The following is a 13,386-nucleotide window of genomic DNA, read 5'->3' as shown; positions in this document are numbered from 1 at the left end:
TAGAGACCCCGCCACTGACAGGCGGCGCGTTGGCGTACCGAGAATTCGCCGGTGCAGCCGGCGAAGAGAAGACCCCGTCAACATGTGTTCCCTTCCCAGGAACCAAGAGCCACTCGAGTAGAGGACTGGTGCAACAGGACGGCGTCCACCGTGGCCGCCGAAGGTCGATGCTTGCGGGTGCTGTGCTGGCGGCTGGTCACCACCACCACAGCACCTACAGCCGGCTTAGTTGGCTTCCTGGGCTTCGTGTAGGGCCAGGACTTGGGCGTCTGTCATCGCGCCTTGATAGAGGCTGAGGTCGTCGACTGTGCCCTGCAGCGGGTGCCAGGTGCCGTTCCTACCCACCACCAACGGACCGTTCGCCTGCCATGGTCGCCAGGATGTCCGGAGCGTGGTCGTGGTCTTGTGTTCGCCGTTGACATACAGCTTGAGTTGCCGACGGTCGGCGTCCAGGACACCCACCAGGTGCTGCCAGGTGTCGCCGACGTTCGGTGCTGGCGCCGTCGCGAACGTGGCCCCGGTACCGTCGTCCGGCGTTGCCCCGGTGTCGAGCATTTTGAGCTTCCACACGCCACCGTTGTCATTGCCGTAGTACAGGTAGAAGCCGCTGACGGCTGTCCCGTTCTGGATCATCACAGTTTGGTAGTCGTCGGTTTGCTCGAGCCGTACCCACACGGACACGGTGAATGACTGGTCGGTACGCAGCACCGGCGTTGGCTGCCACTGCGCCACCTCGCCTATCGGATTGAGCTTGTAGGCCGAGCGCCCGAATTCGGTTGTCGGTGCAGGTGGTGTGTTCGGGTCAGCGTCGTCATCCAGCCCGCTGTCGAAATGCAGGCCGGCGCTGCCGTCCCCACCTCGCCCGGTGCCGATCTCGACGCCCTTCGACAGGGCCAGCCACCGCGCCCACGCCGTCATGTCCTTGGCTTCACACGAGTTCACGATCGTCGGGTCCCAGCACGCGCCTTCAGGATCGCTCTCGAATCCCCAGCCACCAACCTGGATCGGCGTCAACATGCCGGGCTCGTCGAACCCGCCTGAGTCGGGGTCATCCTTGAGCATTCCGGTGAAGTCGTGCTCGACGATCGCTCGGTCGAACACCTGAACGTCGGCGATATTGCCGGCCCACCAGTTGCCCGCGGCTCCCCAGAATGTGCGGCCGACTGTAAAGCGGCCCGTGGCGGCCCACGGCGTGGCCGCACGTGGCGTCTCGCCAGCATTCTCGCCATTGACGTAGAGGCGCATCGTCTTCGCCGCGGCGTCGTACACGCCAGCGATGTGCACCCACCTTCCGACGTCCGCGCTGCCCAGCGTCGGGGGGGCGTAGATCGTCGCGCCGCTGCTGTTCTTGTCCACCGAGTTCCGCATATGGAACGACCAGTGGGGTCCCTGGGAGTCGCGGCGGACGCCCAGGTAGAACCCGCCTGCCATGGTGCTATCGGTGGTCATCGCTGGGTCTTGTCCCAACACGTTGCGGTCGTTGGAGGTATCGATCAGCGATGGCCGTACCCACGCCGCCACGGTGAACGACTTGGTGGTGTCCACTACCGGCCCCGACGATGCTGCCTGGCTGCTGGAACCGTTGAACGTCGCGGTCTTCCCGTCGACCATCCGCACGTCATCACTCCACCCGACGCTGGTGGCAGTCAACGGCGTGCTCGCGCCCACCTCAGATTTGTCCGCCAGCGCTGCCGCCTGGTCGATGCCTGGATAGGTCTCCAACCCCCACTGGGCGATGGCCGACGACGGGTGGCCCACCGTGAATGAGAACCCAAACTCGTTGCTCTCGTTCAGGGTCCCGTCGATGGCCTTGGCCTTGAACACATTCCGGCCATACCTCGGAGCGGTCGCGTCCACTTCGACGTACTTCGGACTGGTGCCCTGCGCTGGCTTGGAGAACTCTCCCGCGCTGCCCCACCCGTAGGTGAACGTCGCCACCGTGGTGTCCGACGACTCGATCCGGAACCTGCCCGCGCGCCCCGGGCTGGGGGGTGCCGTCACCATGGTCACTGTCACCGGAGGTCTCGTGTTGTCTACCGCAAAACGGCACCACGGCGACCACGCCGACTGGAAGTACGTGTCGGTGCTCTTCACCCGGTACGCGTAGGTCTTGTCCTTCACCAACCCGGACAACGCGACGCTGGTCGCCACCGTGTTCGGGGTGATACCCGTCTTGTCGCCGGGTCCCGGTTTGCGTGTCGGAGCGGTGTCAGTCACCGTGGCCATGCCACCGGCTGGCACCTCGATCCACTCAAAGTGGGCCGTGAGGGAGTCCCACGAGTCGGCGTCCGGGAACGTCGCCCGCAACGTCGGCGTGAACGTGCCGACCATCAGCACACCGCTGTTGCATGCCACGCCCGCCACCTGCAAGCCTGCCGGCGCGCCGGGCTTACTGTCATAGTCGACGAACAGCTTGGCGTTCCCCGGGAAGTACTTCTTCCAGCGGTCCTGCGTCGACTCGCCGCTGCCGTTCTTATCTCCGGCGGCACTGAACCCAAGCGTTATCGTTGACCAACTGTTGCCTGCCACCGCCCGGAGCTGGGTGGTCACCGCCGAACTCTCAAACTGCACCGTCATGTCCGGCTGGATCGCACCGCACCCACCCGCCTCGTTGGCGTGACTGCCCGCGGCGGCGAGCATCGTCGACAAACTCATCTTCGACCAGGTTGCCCGCATCGTCTTGTCGATCGCCGGCGACAGGTACATCCAGGTCGGGGTGTCGTCACACGAGTGGGTGTGGTCCACCTTCATCTCGACCCGCGCGTCGGCGATGAATTTCCCCTTCAGCGAAACCTTGTTGTCAGCCACCGTCGGGAACTCGAAATACGACCGGTAGATGGCGCCGGTGTCCGGGTTCAACCCCACCCGCGCCACGCTGTAGTCGCTGTTCGACGACCCGTTGTTGGTCGAGTACGCCCACTTGTTACGCAGATCCGACCAACGCCACTGCGGATCGATGTAGATCGGAAAATGGGCGTTCGGAGAGTCCAGCAACGCCGGGTCCGGGGTCAGCAGGAGGTCGCCGCCGCCCGTGATCTGCGCAGCCACCGGAGCCACCTGCGCGGCGTCGCCAGCGGATACGTCGGACGACGGCTCGTCACCGGCCGACTGGCTCCTTCCGATCGCTTTGGCCGCCACCGCCGAGGGCCGCGAGTCCCACATCGCCGCAGGCTCTGCCGAGGCGACCACGACCGCGCCGGCGGTCGCCTTCAAGGCTCCACTCGGGCTGTGACGCACCTGCGCGTCGCCACCCAGGTCGAAGCGGATCTGACGCACTGCGGGATTGGACGCTGCCGCAGCGGACTTGACGACAAAGACGTGAGTGAAGCCGACACGCGTGGCCCTCAGCACCAGATCGACGTCTGGCAGAACGTTCGGGAAGGTAGCTGAGTCGCCGTCCACCGCCGGCTCCGGCAAACTCCCGCCCGACCACGACATCGTCATCGTCTTAGCCGCGTTCTTCACGATCACCAGCGGACCGGACCCGCCGCTGCTGAAGGTGACATCGGCAGCGGAGGCCCGCGGCCGCAACAGACCGTCGGCGTCGCGGAACAACTCGAGGTTGATGTCGGTCCACTCGCCGGCCTTACGGGTCCATTGCGGCACCACAGCCGACTCGAACGTCATACGCCCGTCCGGCTGCGCAACCACCCGCGCGTACTCAGACCGCGATGCATCGACCACCACCGCCTGGTCACATGCGGCGGCCATCGCCGCAGCTGCCGTCTCCGTCCGCGCCGCGGTCGCACACGCCGCCGCAGCAGGTGCGTCCGCCACCGGCAGCACAACCCCGGCGGTGGCAATGACCAAGGCCGCCGGCAACCCCAGACACGCCATCAGTCGGCTAAGCCCAGGCCCTGCGAACTGTCGGGCGCGTCGCCCGACCCGCCGGCCGGACTCCGCCTCGACACGCAAATGTGCAGCAACCACCGCAAGGCCCCCGTTGATCACGCCCGACGAACGGCCGAACTGTAGAAAGCTTGATGATCAGCTGTAAAGAGCCGTTACAAGTTGCCAGGATGAAACGGACAGCCGCATGTCAGTCCGACATCGAGATGACCGAAAGTAACCAGACGTCGTCAGTCGCGGTAGTAACCGCTACCCACCTCAGGACTTGCTGAGCTCAGTCTTGGCATCGAGCCAGCCGAGCACCCCGGGCACCGGTCCCAGCAGGGTGATCAGGCCGGCGCCGGTGAGGGTGTCGAGTAGCCGGACCACGCGTCCCGTGTCGCCGCCCAGCAGCTGGACCGCGTCCTGGTAGCCGACCCCTGCGCGCCATCGCTCCCTTATCGGGCATCGCGCACGGGCGGTAACCATGCGCAGCTTGCCCGGGTCCTCCAACGGGGGAATGAGGTTGGGCTCGACGGTGATGGGGGCAGCCCACCGACGATTGTCGGTGTCACCGGACACGCCTTCGGTTCAGAACATCCGACGCGGACACCACGCACTCGACCTGGACGTCCCACCCGCGCCTGCGGGTGGCCGCCGCGTTCACCGAAGTGGCACAAGCGATCTGACCAGTGCCCGCTGACGCAGCTCGGCGTGGGCCACCGAGCCGGCAAAGCACAGAGCCCATTTTGGTAGCAGGATTGATGGGACCCACGCTGGTCGCCATGGACTACCTGGACGCACTGTGAGAGGTTCAGGAAAAGTCTCGTCGCTAGACGGCCCGCAGGATTTCGCCGTCTCCCCGTCCTCGCGGGGCCAGGCGCTCCATCCGGCCTGTCAGGTTCGCGTTACGGTGATGTGTCGGCGGGCGCAACGATCGCGAGCCCCGTGGATTTGCGTTCGAGGCGACGGGGCGCCAACAGGACGACGGCAGGGGCAAACCGGGGTGCACCGTCGTGAGGACTTTGTCTTTACGCCTGTCGTCCTCGGCCAAACGGGGCACGATGCACCGCCACTCTTGCATTGTCACCCGGGTATCGCCGCCCCCGGACCGCCACCAAGAGGCGCACTGCCGCTTCACCAGGGCGCCACCTGCACACCCCGCAGCCTGAGTACAAAGTTTGGCATCCTTACCCTCGCTGCAGGAAAGCCAATACCATTCGGCTGCTGGTGAACTCCGATATGTCCATAAGTCTCCAGCCCTGCATCGCCAGCAACTCAGCGGCAACCAGGGCGTGTGTCACCTGCTGTATTCCGATACCTCGATCTGACATCACTGCCAGGTAGCGATGGGGATAGCCGCGCAGGTCGATCCGGTGCTCCAGGACAGCAGAGGCGCTGACCATACGGGAATGGGCGATCTTCTCGGGACTTTCGTACGCCGACATGGTCACCACGATAGAAGTCCAATGCAGGGACGGTGGTCGACCGCGGCTGCGGCTATCCTCTCTGTGATGGCAACGTTACCCCTAGCCCTGGGGCGGGCGGCCGCAGTTCTGACGGTCCTCGCTGCTGTAGCCGCCTGCGACGGCACCGTGGACGGTGGTCCGGTCGAGACCGAAGGGCCTCCTCCGGGGACTACCACTCCCGCCGTGACTCAATCGCCGGTACCTGCTCGCAGCTTCAACGCGACTGGTCTGCGTCTCTGCGAGCACCGCGAGCTGGTCCCGCTCGCCGCACTGTCCCTCACAGTGCGGCGAGAGGATCCCACCCCGCCGCCAGCGGCGCCGGGTGCTGCCTGTCTATTCGAGATGGAGACGGCGGACGGCCACGAGGCGAATTTTCGGGTCGAGGCATCGACACCGGCGTCAGTCGAAGAGGCGGTGCAGTTGTACGGGATAGCCCGCCAAGGCGCCAGCATGCGGCGTGAGGGCGGGCTGGAAAGCATCGGGGACGAGGCGGAGGCATACACCCGACAATCACAGCCCGGATTCAAGTATGCGGAGCACATGGCACAGGCCCGGGAGAGCAACCTGGTCGTGCAGGTCTGGCTCGCCGTTGGCGGTGACGAGTTTGTCCCCACGGAGCTTCTGGCCCAGGAGACGGTGAAGGCGCTCCGACGGACACTCACCCTGGTACCAACTGCCTGACGCGCGGCCTGCATTCATCATTCGGTGACCATCTGCGGCCACTTTCCGTCTGGGAGCTTCGAGTGATCCGCAATCTGTCCCGCGACGTCCCGCGTCATCGCTGCAGCGTCAAACAGGCGCTGCCAGATTGTGAGCAAGTAGTTGAATGACCCCTCCACGATATCGCCAATCGAGTTTGCCACAATGTTTATCGCCCAGGGTATGGTGACCACGCCTCCTGCGTTCGCCAACGCCTGGGTGATTGTGCCCAGCACTTTCGTAACGACTTGCGCAAGTCCGATAGCGTAGTCGACATTGGCTGTAACCACATCAAACAGCCATTTGCTGATGAACTCGGCCTTGTTCGTAACCTCGTCCACGGCCGCCCGCTGGATCGCCACCCCAGCGTTGTAGGCGTTTGCCGCATCCCCGATCCACTTGGAGAAGTTCCTGTTGTCGGGTTGGACCGTCGCGACCGAAAGATCCGAAACTGGCCGCTTCACCTCGGCGAGCCAGCCGACACTGGCCGACATCAACGACAGCACCGGAACCTGATGCTCCAAGGCGTACTCCGCCTTGCTGATGACCTGCTCAAGGGCAGCCCGGAGATCTCCCAAATCCCGCCTGACCATGAAGATCGCCGCCGGCCCGAGCAGCCAGGCCGACTGATTCACCTCCCCGACAAGCTCATTGAATTTCGCGACCAGGAGTCCAACCGCAGGCTCGATCACCTCGAACGCGCCGATGAACATACCGCGCTGCATGAGAATCGTTTGCTCTAATTCGTCCGCAGGTGCCAATGCTGATGCCCTCCCCCGACAGTCAATGTCCAGAATTATGCCCGATAGATGGCATTCAAATCGAGATCGACGACGGCATCCGCCCGGTCATATGCATTGGCCACCCTGTCAAGTGCCCCAGCAATCTGCTCGAACTCCACGACCGCGCCAGAAATCACGTTAAACATGAACGCGTGGAAGCTGTCGTACGCGGTGAAGTGAATCGCTGTGTTGGCATCGCCGATGAAAAATGCCGTCGGAGCAAGCTCGAGCTGACTCGCAGCCCGCTGCACGTCTGCCATCCGGTCCGACATCCTGCGCCACCTGACCCCCTCGTCCCGAAGAGCGTCGGTTAGGACCTCGATGTTAGGCATGCCCACCCTCCGTCCGTGTATCAGCGCTAAGCGCGGCCTGCTCGAATGCGGTAAGAGCATCCGTGCGGATCCGGTCCACATCCGCCCTGGCGATCCGCGCGACCTCGCCGGTGATACCTATAAGACCGCCTCCTAGGAGTCGCAACGTCACGTATCCGTATGGACCCGATACCAGACGTTCCTGCGGGGTAGGGGAGGCATCCCGCTCGCTCAGCCGGCGCAGCTCAGCTCCAATGACGTCGAGTCGCGCCCACCGGGCTCGGAGCCACTCATCATCACCCAACTGGGGCTCCGGCAAGGCCAAGAAGTTTCGTGGGCGGTCAGCCGAACCAGGCGTCCTTCGCGCCGAACCGAGCGCGCCAGCCTCAATCGACTTCTGCACGGCGTCGGTGTATGCCTCAAACAGCGCCATCGGGAATTCTCCAACTGCCAGGCGCTCACGCCAACGACGGCTGATGTCGAGGCTCGTGACCCGCCCGCGGGCGTCGACGACGACCCACACGGAGTCGGACCGGTCCGCGCCCTGATGCTGAGAAGCATCGGGGGACTCATCGCCTGGATGGTGGGGTAGTTGCTGGACACGCCTCCGCAGATGATCCAGATCCCCCAGAAAATCGAGGCTCGCCAGCGTCAACCGATCCCCGGAGCTCGGCCATGGCCGCATCGTGCCCCCCAACGTGTCAGGCAGACGATCCCCGCTGCTGGCCTGTGTGAAGACAGGACCACCGTACGTGAACGATGAAACCCTTGGGGGGCAAGCTCTCCCCGAGACCGCAATCCGACGATGAAGTTACCTCGGTTCCATTGAGGATCAGGTGCAGCTGATCGGATAGCTCCCCGCGTGCCCGAAGGAGACCCCGTGCCTGCATCGATCAAGGGCATCCAGGAATCCATGAGGTCCAGGCCACCAAGCGCAACAAAGGACAGGCCCTCACCCTGCCTGTGACCGCATACGACAACGGCATGGTCGAGGTTGACGGAATCCCGATCAACATGGCACCCGACTACGACCAGGGTGAGGGATGGCTTGTCGCCGCCGAGGTCGCTGTGTCGACCATCAACGAATTCCGCAAGCAGGCAGTGCGACGCCGAGGGCGGCAGCAGCAGCATCACGGACCAGGGAGCGAAGTGACTGCTTGCGAACGCTGGCGCGAGCAGCAACTAGCCCTTCGCCGGCCCATGACTCCGTCAAGCCGTGGACGCCCGCTATTCCCCGGCCGGCTGCAGCGTAGGCCGCCGGAGGTCGCTCGCAGTAAGCTTCCCAACGGGCGCATTCCCTCTTTTAGGACGAGGTGCGCGCTGGGAACAAGGAGATTTGATCCCAGGAGAACCTCATGTCGAGCCTCGTTTCAGGGCTTGTCATTGCTTGTCAAAACCCCTTGTTACCGTCCGCAACCGTCCCGATCCTGTCATTGATTGGCAGAAATAAGCGCTGAGCTGCACAGACAGGATCGAGCAGTGGTCGCTTCTTGTCACTGGTTGTCAACCGCCGGCGGGGTTTTCGGGGGGTAAACGGGGGCTGGCCGACAGGAATCACGGGTCCCACCACGCCCCCGCTCCCCCACGATCGGGGACGTCCCGTCACCAAAGAACAGCGTGCGCCTACCGTCGCGACTCGCATACCGTAGGCGAGGGTTTCGTGTCGGTGGGGCGAGACGACCCATCGCCCCACCGCCGATTACGCTCGGTACGACTCTCGAGCTTGCGCAATCTAGCGACACCGTGGACATCACCTGGAGCGACGGCACGGTTGTCAAGGCCGGGCAGAGACCGGTCATGACCGGGAGTTGTATCTGCCCCGCGGCTGGTGCGACGACTTCCTCGAGGCGCTCACCGAGGTCGTTCAACAGGAACCCGTTGACTTCGGCCGAAAGCGTCTGATCTGGATCTTCTTCGCTGGCATCTCAGGGGGTTCCGAAGTTAAGCCTTGCCCGCAGTCGGCCTCAACAGGACGACCGGTGAATGCTAGCGGCGGCCTTCTCCATCCGCGGACATGCAGCTCGGCGATGCCGCCGGCAGCCGCTCCGTCCCCCATCCATAGTGGTTGCCCGCTCGGGGGGATGGGATACGCGGTCCGGACGGGCGACAATGGCGAGATGTCAGCGAGGGGACACTGACGTGATCGCACCATCGATCGCCGTGGAGGGCCCGGCCTGGGGCGAGCCGGGGCTGACGGCGCGTGCCGGCCGATACCCGTTGGCCGTGGAGGCACCGGTTATGGCGGGTGTCGACATTCTCGTCCCCGGCGTCTCCACGCTGAGCCACTACGCCCGCTACTACGCCCTCTACTGGGCTCTGGCCGCCCACGCGGAGGCCACCGGCCTGGACGAACAGCGGTGCCGGTGGTTGATCCGGCGGACCGAGGTGGCGCTCGCGTTGATCTCCCGGGCCGCCGGCACGGACGGTCTGGATCCGGCGCCGGCACACGGCGTGGACGCCCTGGTCCGGCTCGCCCCGGAGCCGGGCCGCGAGTTCAGCGTCGCCGACCGTGAGGGCCAACGGTCCTACTCGCCCCGGGCCTGGGGTTTCTGGTCGCAGTACGGCGGGTCGAGCATCAAGTTGGGCACCGTGACGGTGGATCGAGGCGCCCTGCGCAGCGGCCGGCACCCCTGCCCGCCATCGATCGTCGACATGTTCGCCCCGCTGTTTGAGATCGCCGAACGTGACGCCGGGGTGCGGGAGCCGGCGGCGCTGGCCGGCCGGCCTGAGGACCTCAGCGCGCTGACCGCGCTGATGACCGCGACCGTCGCCGGCCGGCACGACCCGGACGACTGGACCGGCGACGACCAGACCCGGCGGGCGACCCTGCGGATCCTCGCCCGCGCCTACCAGCTGCACCCGGCCGCGCCGACCTGGGTGGGAGCGTTCCGGACGGCCGTCGCATACGGGGCGGCGGCGCGTGAGGACTCGGTGCTCGCCGGTGACGACCGGACCCAGGCGTGGCGGGGTGTCCTGCTGCGCCACCACTCCGTGGGTGCGTGGCGTCACCTCTGGGCCGCCCTGGTCGGCGAGGTGCACCGCAACGGGCCGGTCACCCGGGAGCACCTGCGCGACTGGTTCGCCGATCAGCTCCCCGCCGGCACGGTCGCCGGTTTGGAGGCGGGGCTGCCCGACCTCGTGGACGGCCGCGGTGATCCGCTCCCCGCGGAACTGGCCCTGCGGGAGGACGAGACGCTTACCGCCAAGGTGGCGCTGCTGCTGCTCGGCGCACGGCGGGCGGATCTGCTCGCCGGGACCGCTCGGCGCTACTTCCTCGGTCGTCGTCGGGCCTACCTGGATCCGTCGTGGGTGGCGCAGCGCCGCACCGAGTACGTCGACCGGCCGCTGCGCGACCTGGGTCGCCAGCTGGTCGACGACATGCTCGCCCAGTCCCGGCGGGTGGCGCTGCGCAAGGCGATCGTCCACCGTGACGGCACGATGTCGATGCCCAGCCGATTACACGAGCGCGGTGGGGCGTACGTGGCGGCCACTCGGGAGAGCCGGGACAATATCGGGCTGCGGATCAATCAGCTCGCCGGGCTCGCCGTCCAGCTGGGGCTGCTCACCGCGGAGGTGCACCAGCCCGTTACCCCGCTCGGACTGGCCCTGCTGGACGTGGCACGGTGACCGACGAGGTGCAGTGGTCGTTCCGGTCGCCGCTCAGTCTGCTCGAACGGTGGCGGGATCGGTTCGACGGCGCCCGGCTGCGGGAGCTCCTGGTCACCGGGTACACCCTCGACCTGGGGTTCCTGGAGCGGTTCGCGGTGCCCACCGCCCGGGCGCTCGGCGCGCGGATAACCGTGCTGGCCGACGCTGGGCAGGCGGTGCACGACCCGGTGGACGTGCGGCGCGCGGGTCGGGCGTACCAGCACGGCCATGCGGTCTGCCGGCGCGCGTTCCATCCGAAGCTGGCCGTCCTGCTCGGCGACGACGACGTGTGGGTGGCAGTCGGCTCCGGTAACCCGACGGCCTCGGGTTGGGGCCACAACGGCGAGGTGTGGCTCACCGCCCGCAGCGGCCTCGGCCGTGGCCCACGACTGCTGCACGATGTGGCGGACTGGTTGGTGGACCTGCCCACGGTGGTGGCCGTACCGAGCTGGATCGCCCTGACCCTCCGGGAAGTCGCCGGGCGGATGCGCCCGGTGGAGGTCGATGAGGACTGGTCGCAGGTCCGGGTGGTCGGCAACCTGCGCGGTTCGCTGCTCGGTCGCCTGCCCACCGACGCGGTGGCGGAGCTGCGCCTCGCCGCGCCGTTCTACGACCCGCAGGCTGCGGCCGTACGCGCGCTCGTCGACCGGATGAAACCCCACGCGGTACGCGTCGCGGTGCAGCCCGCCTTCGGCCGGTTCGAGGGCGGCGCACTGCTGCGGGCGACCGAGCCGGCGGTGGAGCGCGAGTTCCGGGTGCTGGCGGCCGGCCCGGCGCTGCACGGCAAGGTGGTCGAGTGGACGACGCCCGCCGGGGTGACCCACGGGCTGACCGGGAGCGCCAACATCACCGCCGCGGCGCTACTGCGCAGCACCGAGCACGGCGGCAACTGTGAGCTGGCCGTGCTGGCACCCCACCCAGTGTCACTCCTTCCCGAGGGTGAGGAGCCGGGTGAGGCGGCGATGGCCCAGCTGCGGGCGGGCGGGAGCACGAGAGTGGCGGGGAGCCCGGCACCGGTCCTGCTGGGCTGCGCCGTCGTCGACGGGATGCTGCTGGTGGAGCTGGCCGCCCCGGTCACCGGACGGGTGGTGGTGGAGACCTCGCCCTCCGGTGAGCCCGGCACCTGGCAGGCAATGGGCGTCGTTCCGGTCGGCCAGGCCACGGCCCGCTTCGTGCTGGCGGAGGTGACCGGTGGCGCGGTGCGCACGGTCGTCGACGTGGGCGGCGTACGGGTGGAGTCGGCGGCCGTCTTCGTCACCGATCCGGCCCGGTGCCGACCGGTACGGGACGCGGACGACGCGCCGCGCCTCGGCCGGGGAACGCCCTACGAGGCGATCGAGGTGTTCACCGATCCGGCGCTCGCCGCGCGGTTCACCGCCGACCTGGAACGGCTGACCACGCTCGTGCCGCCCCGGCCGTGCACCCCGTCGGCCCCCTCGGACCGGCCGGGGGTCGACGTCCGCACCGACAGCGACCGCTGGCGGGACTACCTGGAGGACTCCGACCGCGTGCTGGGACCGGGTCTGTCCCGCCTCGTCTTCCCGCGCCGCCCACCGACGCTGGGCGACCGTCGCTCGAGCTTCGTCGTCGACGACGTACGCGAGGACGAGCCGACCGAGGAGGACGCCGACATCGCGCCGACGGGCGACGACTCTGCGGACGGCAACCTCCTCGACCAGCGGACCGCGAGCGAGCGGGCCCGCTACCGGGACTTCGCCACCCGGTGGGCGGAGGCGGTCAGCACGCCGACGGTGGACAGCGACCGTGGGTCGTTGCCACCGATGCACCTGCGGATGCTCGCCGCGTCGATGTACCTCACGCTGCTCGCCGATGGCATGTGGCGCGACGACGGCTGGCGTACCGATCTGCGGTGGCTGGCGTGGGCGCTGGTGCCCGACGACAACGCCCTGGACGAGCTGCCGGCCGAAGCCTTCGCGCACCTGTACGCGTGGCTCGCCATAGTAGTGACGACCCTGCGGGAGGGCGCGCGACTGCACGGCAGCCAGGACGCGGACGCGCTGGTGACCGCGGCCTGGCGGGACGCCGCCGAGTGGGTGGCCGAGACCGACCTCGCGCTGGCCGAGACTCTGCTGCTGCCGGCCGGGCACCTGTTCGCTGTGGTGGCGGGTGCATCCGCGCTGCGGGAGACCATCGAGCTAGCGCGCGGCGCCAAGGCCGACCCGTACGCCGAGGCGCGGTCCGCGTTCGCCGATGCGGGGCTGGCCGTACGCCTCAAGGAGGGTGTCTGGCGAGTCGACGGTGTCACCGGCAACCCGCAGCGGGCCGCCGCCGACGTGGTGACCACGGTGCGGCGGGTCAGCGGCCGCGCGGCCGTGGCGGTGGCCTGCACCGGAAGCCGTGCGGTGCTGGTCGCCTGCGACGACCGGATCATGCTGCTGGTCGACTCGCGCACGGCGATGTGGTCGGTATACGAGTTGTCGTCCGTGCGTACGCCGCTCTCCCTCGTCGCCGGTGCGGTGGGCGGGCCCCCCTCCGGGGCCCGCACCCGTCGTCCGCTGCGCACGCCACCCCCGCAGGTGAGCGAGCTGAGCCAGCTGCTCGGTGTGGACCTCGCCGCCACCGCCGCCGCCCTGACATCCTGACGTCACCGGCACGGCGGCCCCCGCCGTGCCCGAACTGCCACGTGCA

At 67.4% G+C, this 13,386-nt stretch carries 8 protein-coding genes; 3 read left to right on the top strand and 5 right to left on the bottom strand.

What is annotated here, in order from left to right:
• Window positions 1–225 precede the first annotated feature (225 nt).
• From AB0B98_RS11215 to AB0B98_RS11205, 3 genes are all read right to left on the bottom strand, one after another.
• Window positions 226–3,810 carry a LamG domain-containing protein gene (locus AB0B98_RS11215; RefSeq protein ID WP_357362164.1) on the bottom strand — a complete coding sequence of 1,195 codons (3,585 nt, stop codon included), beginning with the start codon at window positions 3,808–3,810 and terminating at the stop codon, window positions 226–228.
• A gap of 297 nt (window positions 3,811–4,107) precedes the next feature.
• Window positions 4,108–4,410, bottom strand: a complete 303-nt coding sequence (locus AB0B98_RS11210) for a hypothetical protein (protein WP_357362162.1) — start codon at window positions 4,408–4,410, stop codon at window positions 4,108–4,110.
• Between the two features lie 608 nt (window positions 4,411–5,018).
• Window positions 5,019–5,276, bottom strand: coding sequence for a transcriptional regulator (locus AB0B98_RS11205; RefSeq protein ID WP_357362160.1), 258 nt, complete (start codon window positions 5,274–5,276; stop codon window positions 5,019–5,021).
• 66 nt (window positions 5,277–5,342) lie between these two features.
• Here AB0B98_RS11205 and AB0B98_RS11200 point away from each other — a divergent pair, with 66 nt between their 5' ends.
• On the top strand, window positions 5,343–5,978 hold the full coding sequence (locus AB0B98_RS11200) for a hypothetical protein (protein ID WP_357362158.1): 636 nt from the start codon (window positions 5,343–5,345) through the stop codon (window positions 5,976–5,978).
• A gap of 17 nt (window positions 5,979–5,995) precedes the next feature.
• Here AB0B98_RS11200 and AB0B98_RS11195 read toward each other — a convergent pair whose 3' ends face one another.
• Window positions 5,996–6,721 carry a hypothetical protein gene (locus AB0B98_RS11195; protein ID WP_357362156.1) on the bottom strand — a complete coding sequence of 242 codons (726 nt, stop codon included), beginning with the start codon at window positions 6,719–6,721 and terminating at the stop codon, window positions 5,996–5,998.
• Window positions 6,722–6,792: 71 nt separating this feature from the next.
• On the bottom strand, window positions 6,793–7,038 hold the full coding sequence (locus AB0B98_RS11190; RefSeq protein ID WP_357362154.1) for a hypothetical protein: 246 nt from the start codon (window positions 7,036–7,038) through the stop codon (window positions 6,793–6,795).
• A gap of 2,190 nt (window positions 7,039–9,228) precedes the next feature.
• On the opposite strand from AB0B98_RS11190, the gene AB0B98_RS11185 reads away from it, so the two are divergent.
• Window positions 9,229–10,716 (top strand): hypothetical protein, encoded by a 1,488-nt coding sequence (locus AB0B98_RS11185; RefSeq protein ID WP_357362152.1) that lies wholly within the window; start codon window positions 9,229–9,231, stop codon window positions 10,714–10,716.
• On the top strand, window positions 10,713–13,340 hold the full coding sequence (locus AB0B98_RS11180; RefSeq protein ID WP_357362150.1) for a hypothetical protein: 2,628 nt from the start codon (window positions 10,713–10,715) through the stop codon (window positions 13,338–13,340). The genes AB0B98_RS11185 and AB0B98_RS11180 overlap by 4 nt, the downstream gene beginning before the upstream one ends.
• The last annotated feature ends 46 nt before the right edge of the window (window positions 13,341–13,386 follow it).

This window comes from Micromonospora sp. NPDC048947 (assembly GCF_040649495.1).
Taxonomy (GTDB): Bacteria; Actinomycetota; Actinomycetes; order Mycobacteriales; family Micromonosporaceae; genus Micromonospora; species Micromonospora alfalfae.
This window is presented reverse-complemented; position numbering and strand designations above follow the sequence as displayed.